The organism is Ruegeria sp. YTSA219 (assembly GCF_059609985.1).
This window is the reverse complement of the sequence record NZ_JBXWMT010000004.1, coordinates 83,291-102,636: the sequence shown is the minus strand read 5'-3', so window position 1 is coordinate 102,636 and position 19,346 is coordinate 83,291. Positions and strand designations below refer to the sequence as shown.

13 protein-coding genes are annotated in these 19,346 nt (G+C 55.2%); 1 reads left to right on the top strand and 12 read right to left on the bottom strand.

Going from position 1 to position 19,346, the window contains the following annotated elements; all coding sequences use genetic code 11:
- Both AC2FFB_RS07960 and AC2FFB_RS07955 read right to left on the bottom strand, forming a co-directional pair.
- The gene (locus tag AC2FFB_RS07960; protein ID WP_496874761.1) at positions 1-1,131 is read right to left on the bottom strand and encodes a glycosyltransferase; all 1,131 of its coding nucleotides are present in this window, start codon (positions 1,129-1,131) and stop codon (positions 1-3) included.
- 94 nt (positions 1,132-1,225) lie between these two features.
- Positions 1,226-2,389: a DegT/DnrJ/EryC1/StrS family aminotransferase gene (locus AC2FFB_RS07955; RefSeq protein ID WP_496874760.1), complete on the bottom strand. Its 1,164-nt coding sequence runs from the start codon at positions 2,387-2,389 to the stop codon at positions 1,226-1,228.
- 424 nt (positions 2,390-2,813) lie between these two features.
- On the opposite strand from AC2FFB_RS07955, the gene AC2FFB_RS07950 reads away from it, so the two are divergent.
- Complete coding sequence (locus AC2FFB_RS07950) at positions 2,814-4,046, top strand: glycosyltransferase family 4 protein (RefSeq protein ID WP_496874759.1); 1,233 nt, start codon at positions 2,814-2,816, stop codon at positions 4,044-4,046.
- A 24-nt stretch (positions 4,047-4,070) separates the two neighbouring features.
- Here AC2FFB_RS07950 and AC2FFB_RS07945 read toward each other — a convergent pair whose 3' ends face one another.
- The 10 genes from AC2FFB_RS07945 to AC2FFB_RS07900 form a co-directional block, all read right to left on the bottom strand.
- Complete coding sequence (locus AC2FFB_RS07945) at positions 4,071-4,907, bottom strand: sulfotransferase family protein (protein ID WP_496874758.1); 837 nt, start codon at positions 4,905-4,907, stop codon at positions 4,071-4,073.
- A 33-nt stretch (positions 4,908-4,940) separates the two neighbouring features.
- The gene (locus tag AC2FFB_RS07940; RefSeq protein ID WP_496693736.1) at positions 4,941-6,104 is read right to left on the bottom strand and encodes a glycosyltransferase family 4 protein; all 1,164 of its coding nucleotides are present in this window, start codon (positions 6,102-6,104) and stop codon (positions 4,941-4,943) included.
- A gap of 75 nt (positions 6,105-6,179) precedes the next feature.
- Entirely contained in the window at positions 6,180-7,391 is a 1,212-nt protein-coding gene (locus AC2FFB_RS07935) for a polysaccharide biosynthesis/export family protein (RefSeq protein ID WP_496693735.1), read from the bottom strand.
- Positions 7,388-8,590, bottom strand: coding sequence for an O-antigen ligase family protein (locus AC2FFB_RS07930; RefSeq protein WP_496713809.1), 1,203 nt, complete (start codon positions 8,588-8,590; stop codon positions 7,388-7,390). Before AC2FFB_RS07930 ends, AC2FFB_RS07935 begins: the two co-directional genes overlap by 4 nt.
- Before the next feature lie 71 nt (positions 8,591-8,661).
- Positions 8,662-10,008, bottom strand: coding sequence for a lipopolysaccharide biosynthesis protein (locus tag AC2FFB_RS07925; RefSeq protein WP_496689392.1), 1,347 nt, complete (start codon positions 10,006-10,008; stop codon positions 8,662-8,664).
- Between the two features lie 173 nt (positions 10,009-10,181).
- On the bottom strand, positions 10,182-12,038 hold the full coding sequence (locus AC2FFB_RS07920) for a GumC family protein (RefSeq protein ID WP_496689394.1): 1,857 nt from the start codon (positions 12,036-12,038) through the stop codon (positions 10,182-10,184).
- Between the two features lie 290 nt (positions 12,039-12,328).
- The gene (locus AC2FFB_RS07915; RefSeq protein WP_496874757.1) at positions 12,329-13,894 is read right to left on the bottom strand and encodes a carbamoyltransferase C-terminal domain-containing protein; all 1,566 of its coding nucleotides are present in this window, start codon (positions 13,892-13,894) and stop codon (positions 12,329-12,331) included.
- 54 nt (positions 13,895-13,948) lie between these two features.
- A complete protein-coding gene (locus AC2FFB_RS07910) occupies positions 13,949-15,271 on the bottom strand; it encodes an alginate O-acetyltransferase AlgX-related protein (protein WP_271948774.1) in 1,323 nt (440 codons plus the stop codon).
- Positions 15,272-15,875: 604 nt separating this feature from the next.
- A complete protein-coding gene (locus AC2FFB_RS07905) occupies positions 15,876-18,092 on the bottom strand; it encodes an NADP-dependent isocitrate dehydrogenase (protein ID WP_496874756.1) in 2,217 nt (738 codons plus the stop codon).
- Positions 18,093-18,312: 220 nt separating this feature from the next.
- Positions 18,313-19,338, bottom strand: a complete 1,026-nt coding sequence (locus AC2FFB_RS07900; protein ID WP_496689402.1) for a trans-3-hydroxy-L-proline dehydratase — start codon at positions 19,336-19,338, stop codon at positions 18,313-18,315.
- Positions 19,339-19,346: the final 8 nt, after the last annotated feature.

Below are 19,346 nucleotides of genomic sequence, written 5' to 3'. Positions count from 1 at the left end.
TCAGATCCCCTTCTGTTCTGGCTGAGAGGCAATCTTATCGGGATCAAGACTGCCGCTCTCCAAAATGTTCCGATACTGCGCGGCAATGCGGTCAAGCTGGTAGGTACTGGCCACAATCGCCCGGGCTTTTTCTCTTTTTTCCAGATACTCTGGGGCCGACCAATTTGCGGCATGGACCAAAGCGTCTGCCAGCAATTCCGCGTTGCGGGGCGGTACGATCAATCCGCAGTTGCGAATGATCACCACTGCATCACCCACATCCGTCGACACAACGGGGTGGCCATAGCTCATCGCTTCGACAATGACATTCGGAAACCCTTCGGTTCGGGATGAAAGCACCAGCGCATCAATCCGTTTGTAGAATGCAGCCATATCATGCAGGTCGCCGCACAGCTCTACATTGTCGGCAGTCAGGTTATAGCGCGCCAGCAATGATTGTACTTCGGAGTTTTCAGGCGACATATTCTCTCCGGCCGCGATGATGAGCAGATCGGGGACTGACCGCAGCGCCAGGGACAGAGCCTGGAAAAGGGTTTCGTGATCCTTCTGTGGATGAAACCGCGCCGCAATCCCGAAAACCCTGGGCGGATCGTTCCGCACCAATTTCACTTGCGGCATGACCAGACCGTTCGGAATGACGCAAGACCGCGCAGCAGCAAACCCGTTCTTCGCGTGCTGATCCAATGCGCGTTGCGAGTTATAAATGATCCCTGCACACCTGCCCGACAAACGCCGACACAGGTTCACCGCAATCCGTGTGCTGCGCGTGAATGAGCTGGTATCGTCCAAAGCCTGCCGCACCGTCCAGTAAATTGGCACCTTACGACCTGATATCCAGCTGGCAATCAGCCCGATGACCATCGCATGATACATCCAGCACAGAACCGCCTGCGGTTTATACTGACGGATAAGACGCGATATCTGCAATATCGCGCGGGGCATGGACGACAGTGATCTGGCATTCAATCCGATCAGAACGGCGTTTGGATTTGCACATTGGCTTTTGATCCTGTCCGAAACCTCCGTCAGCGACACCACCAATACCCGATCCCCGGATTTGGCAACCAGCCGCGCCAGCATCGCCTGGGCCCCGCCCTGACCGGAAAAATCGGTGATGACATGCATGATCATCCGTTCAACACCCGAAACTCACTAACCTGATCCGGCGGCACATGCCGGGTCGGAACCTTCAGACACGCGCCCTAGATGCGGCGGTGTGAACTGCCTATGCACGCGCCTGATCTCCGATTTCGCGTACAAATTCGGCCAGACCGACAATGTCTTGATGCGACCAGGTCGGATCAACCAGAAAAGCAAGGCTGGTTTCACCAAGCTCTTTCGCCACCGGTAAGGGATCAACCGGGCCAACACCAAGGCGTGCGAACATCTCTTCTCTATATATTTCAGAACAACTGCCCGAGAACACGGGGAAACCCGCCGCAGAAATCTCAGCTATGATGCGATCCCTGCTCCAACCCGAGGCCAGATTCTCAGGTCTTATGAACGCATAAAACCGGTAATAGGCGTGTGTCAGCCCGGCAGGTGGAACAGGTACCCGAAACGCAGCGCATCCGGATAGAGCTTCCGCCAAAATCTCGGCATTTCTGGTTCTATGGGCGCGCCACCCGTCCAGTTTCGCCAGCTGAATGCGCCCGATGGCGGCCGAAAGCCCGGTCATCCGCAGATTGGTACCCGGCTGGCCACTATGTAGCCAGCGAAACCCCGGAGGGTGGCTCTTGTTAAACACGTGTTCATAGCTTTTACCGTGATCCTTATAGCTCCAGACCTTGGACCACAGCTCATCATCATTGGTGATCAGCATTCCGCCTTCGCCGCCGGTTGTGATGATTTTATCCTGACAGAAAGAATACGAGCCGCAGGTGCCAAAGGTTCCCACGTGCTGGTCACCGATCATGGCACCATGCGCCTGCGCACAGTCCTCGATCACCCAGAGGTCGCGGCTGCGCGCCAGATCCATGAGACCCGCCATATCCGATGGCCACCCGGCCAGATGGACCGCGATAATCCCCACGGTTCTGTCGGTCAGAACCGGTGCAATCGTTTCTGCGGTGATGTTCTGGCTGTCACGATCCACATCTGCAAATACCGGCTTGCCACCGGCCAGAAGGATCGAACTGGCAGACGCGATAAAGCTACGCGGTGTGACGATAACCTCGTCTCCGGGTCGGATGTTCAACGCCAGCAGCGCGGCGTCCAGAGTGACCGTGCCATTTGCCATGGCGATCGCATGCTGCGCGCCGGTATAGGCGCTGTATTCACGTTCGAACTCTTTGACATCGGGGCCGGTCCAGGCATTCACGCAACCGGATCTTAGCACTGCGCTGACAGCATCAATTTCATCTTCTTCGAAGAATGGCCATTTGGGCATCAGCTGTTTCCCTTCAGATAAGCGGCCAGAGGATAGCCGATGGAAGATGGGCCAAGCCTATAATTGCTCAAATTTAGACAGCAGGATTTCCGGATCATTTCTTTACCTCGCGCCAAACCATCCGAGGAGGTCAGACAAGCTCAACAATTAACAAATTTTTGGCGCTCAGCGCCTGAATTGGAAACAAACTCCGCAGGTTCGGAAATATCTTTTTGTGCCGCGGCAGGCGAAACCTGACCTGAATCGATTGCTTATGCAAGGTTCCAGGTCACTTAACAGCGTGATTTTTCAACAATCAGGCCGCAGACAGTCAGAGGTGAAAAATAGGCAACAATCGGCTTTGGTGACAGCGCCGTTGACAGCTTCGGCGACATGGATCAGCATCGCCTCAACCTTGGTTTTTAAAGTTTGAAATGTTTCTTTGATGAGTGATTTTCCCGACACCGCTTCCGGTGCCCAAGCCGTACCTGCCGAACGAGGTTCGACAACTGGCGGACGTCCAAAAGTTCTGTTTGTCGGCAATCTTACGACCTCTTTGACCAATTTTCGTTATGACCTGCTGAAAGAGCTTGCTGAACGCGCAGACGTACTTGCTTGCGCACCAGAAAACGATGCGGCTACCGAAGCAGCCCTTGCCGAGATCGGCGTGACATTTCGGCAAATCCCCATGGCGCGCGCGGGGTTAAATCCATTTCAGGATATGTCCACCCTGTTCACGCTGATCGGGATCTGCCGGGAAATACGGCCCGATATCGTCTTTGCCTATACGATGAAGCCGATCATCTTCAGCGGCCTTGCGGCGCGGTTGACCGGCGTTCGACGGCGGTTCGCGATGTGTACCGGGTTAGGTTATGTATTTGCGGATGCCGAACTGACCCTGCGCCGAAAAGTGCTGAGAGCGGTGGCGACAGGCCTTTACCGCATCGGATTGAAAGGTGCCGACGAAGTTCTGGTTTACAACTCGGTCGACGCCGAGGAGTTTCGCAGCAGACGTTTGCTGGCACCTCAGGCCGCGCTGTCGATTGTGCCCGGTTCCGGTGTCAATCTCGCCAGATACGCAAAATCCCATCAGCCTACGGATCCACCCGTGTTCCTGATGATCGCACGTTTGCTGCGTGACAAGGGCGTGTTCGAATATGCCGAGGCCGCCCGGCAGCTTAGGGAACAATTCCCTGATGTGCGCTGTCAGCTTTTGGGCCCGCTGGACGACAACCCGGACTCGGTAAACGCACAGCAGCTCGAAGAATGGGGCCAGCAGGGGCATATCGAGTATCTAGGCGAAACCAAGGATGTTCGGCCATTTCTCAAGGAATGTTCGGTCTTCGTATTGCCCACCGTCTATCGTGAGGGCATCCCCCGCGCCATTCTTGAGGCGATGTCGACAGGGCGCGCCGTCATTACGACCGATGCCCCGGGATGCGCCGATGCGGTCAGCGACGGGGAAAACGGGTTTATCGTCCCCAAACGCAATCCAGAGGGGCTGGCGGATGCGATGAGAAGATTCGTTGAAGACCGGAGCCTGATCGAATCCATGGGTCAGGCCGCGCGGGCGCGTGCCGAGCAAGAGTTTGACGTCGCGCGGATCAACACGATCCTGCTACGGAAAATGGGGCTGATCCACAGCGATACCACGCTGCCCTCGACTGCCACCGACTGATCCACACCCATTCTAAGCTGACGTCTAATCCGAGAAACTGCGCCACCCGCGGCTGAGACCCGGATCAATCGCATCAAGCTCGGCAACGTCTGGCCTGTAGAAATCGGCCATTTTCTGCGCCAAAGCATCGGGCAATTCAGGGTATTCCACCTGCCGCGCCACCGCTCTGCGAATGGCCTTTAACGGCCCCGTATGCCGGATCGGGTCAAGCAACGGTCGAAGCGGCGCCAGAACCCGCCTCAGAGGCAAGGGCACGATTGGCGTATTTTTGTTTTTGACCCGCTCTTCTAGTGGCGGCTCCACGACGCCGGAATAACCGATGTGATCGGCAACACGGCGCAAGGTTTCCACCGGTTGCGAGACGGTATTTTCATAGGCCAGTAACAAAATCTGATCGGTCGGAAACAGATCGTAAAAGCGGCGCAGGTGATAGCCATATCTGCCGTTGTGCAAGAACCTTTCATCACCGGCTTTGTCGGGGTCCAGATACCGATGAATGTCGTCCCCGACAGTGCCCCGGCGATACAGCATACAGTAATCGGAATAAGCCCTGCGAACCGGATCGCGCATCTGCAGGATCAACCTGACATCAGGATGATCCTGGGCGATCCTTTTGGCGGCCTCTGGATGTGTCAGGTAGGTATTGCACTTTTCACCCACGATACTCTGGCCCGAATATCCTTCGTATTGATCGCGATACCAGACCGCCCCCCGGTCATAATGATCCGAGAAATAGTGCAGCTCGGGATCCGGCATGAAAATTTGCGGTGTTGCCGTCAATGAATTCTGCAACCAAGTGGTCGCACATTTCGCAGCACCAAAAATCAGGAAATCTATTTTTCGCTCGTTCGCCAAACCCATTTTACCCTCTAAACCCTACAATTCGCATCGGGATCACGATACCAATTCCCGGTACACGTCGGACACTTCGGCCACGTGTTTATCCAACCCAAAATTATCCTGCACATATTGGTAAGCCGCCTGTGTTACCTGCTGTCTCAGGCTCGGGTCCTCAATCAGAGAGACGACCGGCTCAACAAAGGCCTCGGGGTCCTGCGGATCTACCAGAAAACCGGTTTTGCCATGATCGATTGCCTCGACATTGCCGCCGTGCCGTGTGGCCACAACGGGCAGCCCAAGGTGCATGGCCTCGATCAAGGTGCGTCCAAATGGCTCGTTCAAGGCCGGCACAAGGGTGGCATCCATGGCGACCATGCACTTTTCAACATCCTGCCGAAAACCCATCATATGAATCTGCGCGCCCATCCCCTGTTCTCGGGCCACGTCCATGGAGCCTGAGTCCAACCCGTCATCGGGATTGAGTACTTTGCCAAACAGCAGGCCATGTACCGGCCTGTCCCCAAACTGTTTCTGAATGGCCACAAGGCTTTGGACAAAATGAACCGGCCGTTTTCGCGGTTCCAGATGGCCAAAATATCCCAGAAGAACTGCATTTTCCGGCGCACCGATTTCGTTCAGGATCATCCGACGCGCCGCGTCTGGATCCGGGCGCTGAATGCTCAGGTCGAAGGGGCTGCGGATGACTTGAAACTTTTTGTCAACCGAGCGTATCGGACGCGAGGGTTTCGAAAAATACGACACGCTTAGGATACGGTTCGAAAACACCGGCGCGACATAGTTAACGCCTACCGCGCGCGGATCCTGCCTGTGGTGCCAGATATGCTTGATCCCCAACCGTCTGGCCGGAAACACCCAATTCACATGCAATCGGCCCTCATTTGTGTGGACGATATCTGGCTTTTTGTCCCGCAAAAACCGGACGAGCTGGCCGTAGGTCCGGGTCCAGTATTCCGGAAAGCCAACATCTGCATCCGTTTTGTTGTTTGGAGGGCCCATAAGCCTGGGGCCCTGCAAAACTTCGACATTCAGACCCAGCGATTGTGCATACTGCCCGACTGACCCCGCTTCGTTGTGGCAAAGGACCAATGGTTCAAACTGATCCCGGTCCAGACAGGACGCAAGTTTGAGCGCGGAAACATGACTGCCGCCCAGATCTGCCCAACCTGCAAAGGGAAATAAAACGCGTATCTTTTTCATTCTGGCCTGCCGCCTTTTTGGCTCAGCGCCGGACATCAGGACCGCGCGCTGAACCATAAATCATTGAACTGAAATCTATTGTGTTTGCGTGACGAAGGTTCGAGAAACCGAAAGCGTATCCCCGGGGGACAAGACAGTGTCACCCGAAATCGCCGTTGCGGCTCCTCCGGCCGCGCGGGTGACTGAGTATTCGATCACGATCTCTTCGACCGCATCAACCTCTTCAACAACGCCAAGCGCTGCCAGCTCGGCCTGCAGGATTTTCGCGGTGCCCAGCCGGGTCTGCAAATCCTCGAGTTCGATCTGCACCAGATTCAGCCGCACCAGCGCATTCGAGCGCGCGGTATCAAGCAACTCCAGCTCATCGCGTTGCGCGCGGTTCAGCTGTTGCCGGGCCAAGCCCAGAGCGATCTCGATATCCACACTTTTGCTTTCCAGATCGTTCAACGAGTTGGACAGAGATGACACGCGCGAACTGACCGTAAGGCCCTTTTTCTGTAGTGCCAGAGCATCATCCAGATCATTGCGCGTGATCGCGATCTGATTTGCCCGCAATTCCAGCTGCCGTTCGAGGCTATCGATCTGATCTTTGAGGGTTTCCTGTAATTGGATGATGCGTTCACCCTGCCCTTCCCGGGCCTGTTGATCCGCTTGCAGAATCTCCCCCTGCAGACCTTGTGGGGGTTCAATTTTGGCATCACCGCCGTCCGGAGACAGTGTTGACAGATCAGCCAGCAGTCGGCGTTGTTCGGCTTGCAAAGCTTCAATCTGTTCATTGTACAACTGAACTTCACCCTGAACCCGCAATCCGGTAAAGTTCGTTCCTACGTCATTTTGCAAAGGCAACCGGTATTCCCCGCCCGCAAGCGCCATCGCCTGCTGCGCGGTCAGTTGTGGCCGATAAGGGTACGAGCCTGGAATCTGGACATCCCCCAATATGTATACAGGCAGATGGCCGATGACTTCGATCGCCAGATGAGGCGGTTCTGCCATCCCCACGCGAGTGCGCATCTGAGTTTCCAGCAGCAGTACCAGTTCTTCGGTCGTTCGCCCTTCAGCATGAACCTGACCGGCCAGAGGCACCATCAGCATCCCTCCCGAAGAAAGCGCATATTCACCGGAAACGCCTTGCCAGTTCACAAAAGACGCAACCACCGGATCCCAACGCATCGCACGCAAATTGATCTTGTCCTGCGGGGCCAGAACATATTCCTCGGCCTGAAGCGCACCGATAAAACAAGCCGAAGCCGCGATCACAGAAAGCATCAGTTTTTGCAATAATTTCACGACAATCTCCTAAGTGTATTCGTTGGTCCTAACACCGGCAGGCGCGACACGCTAAGCGCAATGGCAAGGACAAAGGGTACGTTCCAGAACCGGGCATAAAAGGTCGTCGCCCCGGCAAGCAGCACGACATACATCAGCATGGCAACGATGGTCAGTGCCCCGACCGATGGCGAGCGGCCGACAGAAATGGCCATCCAGGCCAAGTATATGCTGGCCAAAATAAAGCCGACCATACCGAGCAGAGAAATCAAGCCACCTTCGGACAGAGTCAGCAAATAGGCCGAATGAACCACGATTCCCTGTTCGCTGGCCAGGCTGTACTGGTTTGCACCCAGCCCGATCAACAAAGTGCCACGGGATACCTCGAAGGCCTCTTGCAGCAGGAATAGCCGGTCAGAGAACGTGCCCGCCTGGCTAATGTCACCTGCAAGAACGGCATTCAGAACTCGTTCGCGAAAGACCTCTGGCAAGAAAAGCTCACCAAAGTTCAGGACCACCAAAACCGCAATCAACGTGCTGGCGATCAGGATCACAACATGACGCGGGGACCCGCTGCTGAGGATAATGGCGACAGTCCCCACTATGGTCACGATCAGACCAGAATTCGAACCGGTCAGAATGACGCCGTAAAACAGGATTGGCAGCACGATCAGCCCCCAGATGCGGCTGCTTTGCTTCTGCAGGATCAGGCTAAGCAGGAAAACGATGGCCATCGCCAGCATGAGCGCGCATTCATTTGCCCGCTCGACCAGCGAAAGCATGCGACCATTGGCGGATACAAACCGGTGTGTCGGGTCTTCCATGAAGTTGATTGCATAGATGCCAAACAGCACAACAATGCCCATTCCAATAATAAATGCCTTCATCAGCAGGACGATCTGATCAAAGCTTCGATTGCCGATCAGGATTGGCAGCACGATCAACGAAAAGAAGTACTGAACAAACACAGTCAGCAGCTCGGTCGGATCTCCGTTGATCAACGAACCTACGGTCAGGCCCCCTGTGAAAAACAGGAACGAACTGTACCAGAACCCGCTTGCGGGACCGAATATCTTAACCGGCAGCTGGCCAGTTGCCAGCATGACAAACCCAGCCAGCACAAAGAAGAAATCCGAGAGGGTGAAATAGACGAAATCCACTCTGAGATAGTTCATCGGCGCCAGGGCTACAGCCGCCATCAGGAAATAGAGAGCTGCCATGTCTACGCTTGGCAAATAGCCGATTCCATTGGTCGGCTTGCCAAAGGAAACTGATTGGACCGATGCAGGTCTCATGGGCGCACCTGCTCCTTTCCGTGTAATGCAGGGTTCAGCAATGTACGCCGCAAGTGTAACACACACAGCCCTAACCAAACGGAATTACACAGCATATGCGCCACTGCGGCACCGACCACGCCCAAAACAGAAACCATCGGTGCAATGAGGATCAGAAACAAAATAGTGTTCAACAAACCGATCCGAACCAAGGCCCGGTCTTGCCCCAGACTCAGCAGTGCAGGGTTCAGCAGTATCCCACCAAGATAAATACCTACCGCGATTGCCTGCACGCGCACGACCGGTACTGCAGGGGCATAATCCACACCAAAAATCGCAGTAACGATCGGTTCCAGCATCAAGATCACTGGAATCAAGACAAGGGCAATTACCCCCCAGAACCCGGCGCTGAGACCCGTTAGCATTTTTTGCAAACGGTCAAATTCATTTCGGGCGGCAAACCGGGTGAACTCGGGATAGATCGCCTGGCTTAGCGGTCGTCCAAGACGCAGTGCAGCTTCGCCGCACCGTTTCGCGATATGGTAATATCCCACCATCGTCGGTGAAATCAGAACACCCAATATGATCACGTCCAGGCGCTGCGTGGTCTGACGCAAGATGACAGAGAGATTGCTGTTCCAAACAAAGCGCAGAAACCCGGAATTTTCACCCAGAGTTTGTTTTATTCCAAGCATCGGACGGCCATAGCCATTCCGCGACATTTCTCGCAGCCCCGCGGCAAAGGCCAGAACGCCGTCTAAAAGGCTGACAGCAACAAATATCGCGACAAAGCCAGGCAGCCCAAACCCCAGTTGCCAGGCAATCACCCCCAGCACCATCCGCACAGACGCTGCGAAAATATCCAGTTTGGCCAACAGATCGAACCGGTCGAAGGACCGCAACAAAGCCAACCCGGTTGGCCTCAGCGAAACCAGAATTCCCAGCGATGCGACCGGCAGCACCCATGCAAGATCCTGATCCAGCCCCAGCCATCCGGCGATGATCGGTGCGAATGCGATCGCAGCGCCGGCGGCCAATACGCCCCCAACCACGTCAATCAGGACCGACAGCCCGACAAGTCGGCGAAATCGTTCGCGGTCTTCTTCCTCCAGCGCAGTGCTTCCATATCTAATCACCGCCTGCCAGGGCTCAAGATGAAGGAATCGGGAAACGATCCGCGCATAGGCCTCGCCTATTGCCATTACCCCCAAGCCTGCGGCCCCAAGTGCGCGGGCGGCCACCGGCAGAAACACAAGGCCCAGCAAAGCGACTGCTATCTGAGAGGAAAAGATCCATTTCAGATTGCGCAGTAAACGCCGAAGCACAGCAGTCGGGATTGAGGTTGCGCCGGGCTGAGAGGTCATGTCTGACCCACCCGCCCGCCGCACAAACGACCGGCCAATTCCACCCCTTGGCGGCTGCCGGTCATTGGACCACGCCGCAAAAGCGTCGCGGGCGCTGTGCCCTCATATTCGCAAATAAAAACCAATACCCAATCACCAATCTAACAAATCCTACAAGGGTCTGCGAACCGTAATCAGCTGCTTTTCCCAGGCTCATCCGAGTAATGATATGTATAGGCACCATACCCATATTGCCTTTGCTTCCGCATGTTCACACCATTCATGATCGTACCGGAAATCTTGATATTGCTCATCCGCAGCTTTTCGATTGCATCCTTGAGAATTTTTTCGGTGGTCTGCCCCCAGCGCACCACCAAGAACGTACCGTCGACAAGCGGCCCAAGTCGGATCGTGTCATCAATGACCAATGTCGGCGGCGTATCGACCAACACAAGATCGTACTGATTGCGCAACATGCGCCCGTATTCGCCAAGTTGCTGCATCAACTGTTTGCGGGATATTTTTGGACGCAGGTTCAGACTGATCGACGAAACCCCCGGTACCCGTTCGCCATCGACATAAATCTGGCTGGGTTGCACGGCACCGCTCAGCGCGTCCTCGATTTCGACCGGGGCCGCCCCGTTAAGACCCAGTGTTTTTGAGGCACGGCAACGGTGGTTATCCATATCCAACAATAGAACGCGCATACCATCTGTACCCGCCACTAGGGCCAGCGAAACCGCAACCACGGTCTTGCCTTCTCCAGGAACACCAGAGGTAACCATGACGATGCTGCCGTCATCATTTGTGTTAAACCACATCGTCAAAACACTACGCAGCGCCTCTACATACGGCGAGCGGCCCTGATCACGGATAAAGCGCAACAACTCCTGCTGACCATCCGTGTCCGAATCCATCACCGTATCCGGCAGGAAACCCAGATTGGTCAGATCGGTTTGCTGTTCGATCTGGTTTTCGTTGACGATCCGCGTGTTGCTGCCCTCCATCAACAGGGCGATCACAAATGCCAGAGAGAACCCGACAATCGCGCTGACTGCGACGGCGACTTTGGTATTCGGCCAGAATGCCGAAGTCGGCGCATGAGCAACCGAAACCTGCTGAACCGCCTGGCCAAGAAACTGTTGCTGGGTTTCGAAATCATTCAGCTTTTCAATCGTCGTCTGATACCGGATCCGAAGAAGCTCCAGCGCGCGTTCCATCCGCAGCAATGCAATTTCCGAACCGGTCCGGCTGCGCAATGCCTGTTCAACAACGGCAATCTGGTCAGCAATTTTGTCGACCTCTTCGCTGCTGGCTCCGTTGATCTCATGCACATCTTTTTGCGAGTTCAGCCGCGCAAGTTCCGACCGAAGCCTACCCGGCACGGATTCATCCGCCAGATTTTCTTCAAGAATAAAGGCCGCCATCTGAAGTTCGTCACGGGTCAGTTCGTCACCCAGCTCATTTACGCGGTCCTTAAGAAAAGAAATGGAAGATGAAAGTCCCTGCTGCCGCCGCTGCTGCAGGCGAAGGATAAAGGTCTCTGCAACTGTATTGGCAATATCGGCTGCCAGCTGCGGGTCTTCGGCTGTTGAGATGATCTCAATCGCAAGGCTCTCTCCTTGCCGAAGTACGTTATATGTCGACAGTGTATTGTCGATTACACGATTGCGGATAACGGATGTGGATTGCGGGTTTGCGGGATTTTGTGCCCCGGCAAAAGCCTCATTCTCGAACAGGTCCAGCGCTAGGGCGACCTCTGCCGCAAACTCCCGTGACCGCAGGATGTCGATCTCGGTTTCAATTAGGGTGCGGGTCAGTTCATAGGATTCAAGTTCGACACTGTCGGCGCGGACGCGCATATCCAGAGATGTGAGAACGATTTCGGCGCGGGATTTGTATCTTGGGTCCAGTTGATTGACGACCATAAACGTGCCGACGATCACAGCTGCGGTCACTCCGAGGATCAACTTCAGATGACGGTAAATCATCCGCCATATGCCATCCAGACGCTGCTGGCCAAATTGGTTTGCGATATGGTTTTGATCCATTCTCTATCGTCCCTTGTAGCGACCAAGATCACCGTCGCCTGAAATACAAATCTTTGATGCTGCGCCCATGTTCGAACGAATTCTTATCCTATTGATTGGACAGCTTGGCCATTTTTCCGAGTTTTCTTGTCGTTATTTGCTCAATGTTTCCACACAAGAGACAATAGGCCGGAATCCTTGCTGTTGCAGAAGCTAAGAGGCGGCGTCTTTCAAAGTTTTGCAGACCTGATTCATACGACAAAGTACTTAACCTCCAAAAGTGCGGCGACACCGCAAGCGCGCCAATATTACTAGTTAAACCTGTAAAACGTGTTTCCTGCGACAAAGCCGTCCAGCTTTGCCGATCTTGCATAGTGATGCAGATCACTGGTTTTGTTTATGAACCCCGCTCCGCGAAAGTTCAGTGACGTATTGCACAATACACCCGTGCCCGAAGCCGACTTGAATGCGTTCAGCAGGTCGTAAAAGAAAGCATTCTGATCCCGGCGGACTGTTTGGACCCTTGCTGTCCCGTCTACATGCGTGATCGCGGCCAGGTTCTGATTGGTCACCTTCTGCAGATGCAACATATAAGGCGCGGAGTTTTCCCACTCAAAATGTTGGCTGACATCTTCCTCAAGGCAGGATGGGGCCACGGGGCTTGTATCCGGCCGGTTTTTAGCCCTGTTCAGGCGCACGCGGGTTTCGGCCCGGAACGGGGCCGCCAGAATCGAGCGGTTGCCCAATGCGCGCGGACCGATTTCACAGTTCCCTCTGGCCCAACCGATGATCTCACCGGACATCAACGCATCCGCGACATCGTTCAGACGTAGCTCGCTGACCCGCATGCCGCTACTGTCGATTTTATCATCCACAAAGGACTGTCCCGAATAAACCGTCCAATCCAGCTTTGCCTGGCCCGTATAGTGGCGCATGGCATCAACCGCAGTTCCTATGGCGCAGCCGGAATCACTGCTGCAAGGTGGTACAAATACATCTCGGAACAAGCCGCAATTCTGCCACTTGGTGTTCCAATCGCAGTTCAATCCACATCCGCCGGCAATCACCAGCGGATAACCCTCTGTCAGGTTCTGTTCGGCAAAGGCAAGGAACCGTGAAAAAATCGCATCCGAGAGTTTCTGTGCAAGATTACTGAACTGCTGGCTGTGCATTCCGACATTGAAAAACGGGGAATCGGTCAACCGATCCTTGCGCAGAATTTCGGCCAATGGTTGATCTGACAAAAGATAATCTATCAGCGCATGTTCATCCGCGTCATGTGAACCGGGCTCTGCATAGGCACATGCCGCCATCATCCTCCCGGGATCCTCACGCCGTTGTTCACGCGAAAGCACGGGATAATCGGGATCAACCAGTGCGCTCAGGAATGAATATCGGGCACCTGGCCCGGTCATCACCCGACCAACATGAGACAGCTTTAGATCTTCATCAATCTTGTAGAAATCGCCAAGCGTGTCTTCCCAAACCAACACATAACAAGGTTCACCCTGACGAAACGGAGACATCCCATAAGCGCCCCAGATATGTGCCCTTTCATGGGTCGATGAGAAATAGTCGATCTCTTTGCCAAAAAACGTTCGTTTCCCCACGGTCTGAGCACCTTCGCCAATGCCGAAATATCCTGCCCCCGAGGTCGTCACATGTTGTGTTCCGGTCGTTGACCAGCCGCTAAGGGCCAGGATATCAGGCAAGTCCCGGAACCACAGGCCAGAGTCGATAAATGTATCCGGTGTGACTGACGTGTTGCGGGGAAAACTGTCTTTCTCGGATTCATAGGAAAACAGCAGGTTACCGTTTTGGGCATCAATACCCGCAACCGTACCGTCGTGACCCGACTTGAATGACAAAATCTTCATTTCACACCTCAATACCGCGCCTGTTGCGCGGCCCTGGCAAAACACACCAATTCGTTACTGTTCTATCAAATTGCGTTGGCGCAGCCCCTCTGTAATTGCCCGAGCGGCCAGTTCTGCACCTGCTTCGTTGAAATGAGAATCCGGCGCATAATACGATGCCGGATCCTCTTGCATTTCGATAACATCCGTTAAGTCTATCACGTCCAGCCCGGCCTGCGCAGCCGCATCTTTCACCAATACTCGCAGCGGGTCGTGGATAAAGGGCTGGGCGACCAGACCCATATAGCGACTGACCGTCGGCACATACACGATGACGATCTCACCATCCCATTGTGATGTTATCTGCTTTGCCCGGATCAGAACATCCGCAAATACCGGGTTCTCATCGGTCGCTTTGGGATAGTGAATCCCAAGAATCTCGGCCGTTTTCTGCAATGCCAGAAAGTTCCTGAACACCCGTTGCGCCCGCAGGTAGTCGCCCCAGGATAAAGTGGTCTCTGCCCACCATCCGGATATCACCGGAGCGGTTAATTCCGACTGGTCCGGATGCTCGATTGGGCCAAAATCTACAGCCGGGTCTAGTGCTGCGCTCAACCATGGCTTCTCAAGCTCTCGTTCCAGATTGCGCCAGTCATTGCCCGCAAAGAAAGAGAACAGCGTGAGGTCGGGCTGGAACTCTGGCCCGTACCGGCCCAAAATCGCCAGTTGATACAGCGGGCCAATGCCCCTGTGGCCGGTGTTAAGCAGGTCCGGCATGCCCTGACGCAGCTTAGCCGCCAGATGCTCACCCTCTCTCAGGCAGAACCCCTCGGAAAACGAGTCACCCAGCAGCATCACACTCACATCGTTTTCATAGACTGAAGGTGGATTGCGAAACCCCAGACGATCCGGCGTGTAGGTCACCGGCTCGCCCAACACCGAGCACAATAGCATCTTGTCACCCGGCATGGGGGCCAGATACGCAGATTCGAGCAGTTGTGTATCCAGCGCATCGTTTACATGTTTCATTGTCCTGCCCGGAGGCAAGTTTTCCTTGTATTCTTCGACGCTTACCTCATCGCCGACAAACCCGACTAGCCCTAGGCGTCCGGGGATTATTTTGATGGTCAGATAGGCCTCGAATGCGAACAGAGCCGCCAAAAGCGATACCGCGCTCAAACCAACAGTCAGCCTGGCTTCGTTCGACAAGAAGGCCGCGCACAAGGCCAGGGCCAGCCCAATCGCGCCCGGAGCCAGTATGTATCGGATCAACCGCGCTGTTCCATTGGCAAATTCCGCTGAATTTACCAGTGCATATGCGACGACCCCAAAGAAATAGAGAGCGGCGACCAGACATAGGATTGACCCGAAACGCGAACTGCGGGTTTTTTCAGTCATTCCATCTGGTCCCTTTCGACCGATATCGACATTTGCCGTCATTAACGGCGAAACCGGGCGAATTCAGTTGAACCGATTTGCGTATCATCGGCAAGCTTTTCTGCGGCGGCCTGAAAAGCGCAGGAAGCAGACGCATCGCCTGACCCTCTGGAATATGAAAAACGCTCAAAAACAACAGGATAAATACACACAGCACACAACACTCGAATACAAAACAAAAACCAGATTTTTTTACCACCGTTATGCCGAAAAGCAAATCACCCGCTCTTTCAACGCCTAGTGGGCGCACGGCGCTATCACATTGCGCGCATAATCCGTCCTTGTACGGCCTATTGTTCTCGAATTCAGTACGGCGACATAGTCCTTTCCGTCGCCGGAGGACAATGATTTTGGCAGGTGTATCGTCAGCGGCACAGCAGACGGATGAATATACGGGAAACCCCTAATATCCAGCCAGCAGGGTTTTGTTACAGTTAACGCAACTACACCGGAGAGGTTTCGGCCTCCCCACTCGCTCAAAAAGGGACTGACTTTGGGGGTCGGTCCCTTTTTAATTTTCACGCCAGGTTCAGAACCCTGCCCAAATCAGGACAGGGCACCTGGATTACCCGTCAATGATACCATTGAGTGTCGCGCTCGGGCGCATGACTGCTGCAGTCTTGGTCGGGTTGGTGTGATAGTAACCACCCAGATCTGCCGCTGCCCCTTGTGCATTGGCCAGTTCGGATAGGATCTGCTGTTCTTTCGCGGCCAACTCTGCAGCAATCGGCGCGAACTCGGCGGCCAGATCAGCATCATCGGATTGCGCGGCCAGCGCCTCGGCCCAATAGCGCGCGAACCAGTAGTGGCTGTCTCGGTTATCCGGCTGCCCGACTTTGCGGCTGGGCGACTTGTTGTTGTCCAGAATACCCTGCGTTGCGGCCTCGGCAGCGGCGCCAAGAACTCCGGCTTTGGCGTTGCCTTTGCTGTCGGCCAGGAAATTCAAAGACTCGCCAAGCGCGCAGAACTCACCCATCGAGTCCCAGCGCAGGTGGTTTTCCTCGACCAGTTGCTGCACGTGTTTCGGGGCAGACCCACCCGCACCGGTTTCGAACAATCCACCGCCCTGCATCAGCTTGACGATCGACAGCATCTTGGCCGAGGTACCCAACTCAAGGATCGGGAACAGGTCGGTCAGATAGTCACGCAGCACGTTGCCGGTGATGGCGATGCTGTCGTTACCGGCCGTGATGGTCTCCAACGACTGGCGGGTCGCCTCACGCGGTGCCAGGATTTGGAATTTGTCCGCCACGCCAGCAGCTTCCAGTGCGGGTTGGACGGATTTGATCAGTTCGGCATCATGGGCACGGTTTGCGTCCAGCCAGAAGATCGCCTCGGATCTGGTCAGACGCTGACGGTCCATCGCCAGTTGAATCCAATTCTCGATCGGAGCCTTCTTCACGGTGCAGGCACGCCAGATGTCACCTTTTTCAACCGCGTGTTCGTGCAGTGTCTCGCCATTTGCCAGAACGATACGAATGGTTCCATTCGCAGGCGCCTGGAATGTTGTCGGGTGGCTGCCGTATTCTTCGGCTTTCTGTGCCATCAGACCCACATTGGCCACAGCTCCGACGGTGGCTGGGTTCAGCGCGCCATTGGCTTTGAAGAATTTGACGGATTCATCATAAATAGACGCATAACAACGGTCCGGGATCACGCAGTTAGTGTCACCTTTCGACCCTGTTTCGTCCCAACCCTTGCCACCAGCACGGATCACGGCAGGCATCGAGGCGTCGATGATCACATCGGACGGCACGTGCAGGTTGGTGATACCCTTGTCGCTGTCAACCATATACATGGACGGGCGGTCGCCCTTGATCGCGTCAATGGCTGCCATGATGTCGGCGTTGCCTGCAACCCGCTCCAGCAGATCGCCCAGACCCGAGTTCGGGTTCACACCCAGCGCATCCAATTCAGCGCCATAGGCCTCGAATACCGGGGCAAGCCACGCCTTGACCGCATAGCCGAAGATGATCGGGTCGCTGACCTTCATCATTGTGGCCTTCAGGTGAAGCGAGAACATGGTGCCGTCTTTTTTGGTGTCTTCGATGGCCTCGGCCAGGAAAGACGACAGCGCATTGACGGACATGAAGGTCGCATCGGCAACGGTGCCCTCGGCCAGCGGCCAGCCGTCTTTCAGAACCGTAGTACTGCCGTCTTGTCCGACAAATTCGATTTTGGCGTCACCGGCTTGCGCCGCAGTAATGGTGGCCGATTTCTCGTTCGCGTAGAAATCATTGCCGGACATGGACGAGACTTTAGTCTTGCTGTCAGCGGCCCATGTACCCATCGAATGCGGGTTCTTCTGGGCATAATTCTTGACGGCGCGCGCGGCGCGACGGTCGCTGTTACCTTCGCGCAGAACCGGGTTCACAGCCGAACCCTTGATGGCATCATACCGCGCGCGGATCGCTTTTTCTTCGTCAGTCGCAGGTTCTTCGGGATAGCTCGGGATGTCATAACCCTGTGCTTGCAGCTCTTCGACGGCGGCCACCAGCTGCGGCACCGAGGCCGAGATGTTGGGCAGCTTGATCACATTGGCATCGGGTGTCTTCACCAACTCACCCAATGCGGCCAGATCATCGGTGATGCGCTGCGCATCTGTCAGCTTTTCGGGGAAGGTCGAAATAATCCGCCCAGCAAGTGAAATATCCTTGGTTCCGACGCTGACACCGGCGGCGGATGCAAACTTTCGAATGATGGGCAGGAATGAGGCGCTGGCCAGCTCGGGCGCTTCGTCTACAATGGTATACAATATGTCGAAGTTCGATTTATCTGCCATATTCTTTTACCTTTTTTAAGCCTTTCGGGGCGTGCGATCCAAGAGTTGGGGCCACATCGGCGTGGCGCGTAAGGGACGTAACAAGACTGCCGTCCCGGGATGACTCTGTATTGACAGGGCCTCCCTTAAATGACGTTTGGCTTGGGATCAATCGCCAGAGACCGCGCATTTTGACACGGTTTGCGGAAAATCATCAAAACTGCTTGCCAATGGGCAAAATTCAGACGCCCCAGGTATCGCTGAGCTTATATCCGCCCGGCCAGGGATCGTCCGGGTCAAGCATGTGTTGATGTGTACCGGTAATCCATCCGCGGCCACTGATCTCGGGAATGATCGCGGCACGCCCCCCGATCGTTGTGGCCTCGACGATCTGTCCGGTGAAAGACGAGCCGATGATCGAAACCGCCTGGAAAGATTGCCCGACTGCCATTTCTCCCTTGGCGGCCATCAAGGCCATGCGGGCAGAAACTGCGGTACCGGTAGGGGACCGATCAACTTTGCCCGGCTGGATCGCCACGGCGGATTTTCCGCGCAGGCCATTTGCTACCCGCTCGGTCGGGCCACAAAAAGCGCAGAATGAAATGTGATTCCAGTCCGGGTTTTCGGGATGCGTAAACCCAATTTGTTCGTTGGCCGCATTGGTGATCGCTACACCCAGCCGCGCAATGTCACGCGCCTCGTCCTGCACGATGTCAAACCCAAGCGCCGCCGCATCGACCACCACGAAACTGTCGCCCCCATAGGCCGTATCCACGGTCAGTGTGCCAAGGCCCGGCACTTCAAGCGGAACGGCGAGCCGGTCTACAAAACTGGGCAGGTTCTGCACAAATATGCGCTCGGCCTTGCCATTCCGGCATTCGGCGCGCACCGGGACCAGCCCGCCCGGTGCCTCAAGCGTCAGATGTGTAACCGGTTCCTGCATCGGAATGATCCCGCTATCCAGCAGCACGGTGGCCACGCAGATCGAGTTTGAACCAGACATTGGCGGTGTGTCTTCGGGCTCCATGATAATGAAGCCTGCATCTGCTTGCGGATGTTTGGGCGGCACCAACAGGTTTACATGACGAAATACACCCCCGCGCGGTTCATTCAGGACAAAGTTGCGCAAGGACTGGTCGCGCGCGATGAACGACCGCTGCTCCCATAAGGTATCACCGGGTGGCGGAAGAACACCGCCAACGATGACATCTCCGACCTCGCCTTCGGCATGGGCGGAGATCACGTGGAGAGTTTTGATACTGCGCACGACCCCCT

What these genes read in the sequence shown, in the direction of transcription:
- AC2FFB_RS07960 (WP_496874761.1), bottom strand. Translation starts at nt 1,131, where the DNA reads ATGATCATGCATGTCATCACCGATTTTTCCGGTCAGGGCGGGGCCCAG.
- AC2FFB_RS07955 (WP_496874760.1), bottom strand. Translation starts at nt 2,389, where the DNA reads ATGCCCAAATGGCCATTCTTCGAAGAAGATGAAATTGATGCTGTCAGC.
- AC2FFB_RS07950 (WP_496874759.1), top strand. Translation starts at nt 2,814, where the DNA reads ATGAGTGATTTTCCCGACACCGCTTCCGGTGCCCAAGCCGTACCTGCC.
- AC2FFB_RS07945 (WP_496874758.1), bottom strand. Translation starts at nt 4,907, where the DNA reads ATGGGTTTGGCGAACGAGCGAAAAATAGATTTCCTGATTTTTGGTGCT.
- AC2FFB_RS07940 (WP_496693736.1), bottom strand. Translation starts at nt 6,104, where the DNA reads ATGAAAAAGATACGCGTTTTATTTCCCTTTGCAGGTTGGGCAGATCTG.
- AC2FFB_RS07930 (WP_496713809.1), bottom strand. Translation starts at nt 8,590, where the DNA reads ATGGCAGCTCTCTATTTCCTGATGGCGGCTGTAGCCCTGGCGCCGATG.
- AC2FFB_RS07925 (WP_496689392.1), bottom strand. Translation starts at nt 10,008, where the DNA reads ATGACCTCTCAGCCCGGCGCAACCTCAATCCCGACTGCTGTGCTTCGG.
- AC2FFB_RS07920 (WP_496689394.1), bottom strand. Translation starts at nt 12,038, where the DNA reads ATGGATCAAAACCATATCGCAAACCAATTTGGCCAGCAGCGTCTGGAT.
- AC2FFB_RS07915 (WP_496874757.1), bottom strand. Translation starts at nt 13,894, where the DNA reads ATGAAGATTTTGTCATTCAAGTCGGGTCACGACGGTACGGTTGCGGGT.
- AC2FFB_RS07910 (WP_271948774.1), bottom strand. Translation starts at nt 15,271, where the DNA reads ATGACTGAAAAAACCCGCAGTTCGCGTTTCGGGTCAATCCTATGTCTG.
- AC2FFB_RS07905 (WP_496874756.1), bottom strand. Translation starts at nt 18,092, where the DNA reads ATGGCAGATAAATCGAACTTCGACATATTGTATACCATTGTAGACGAA.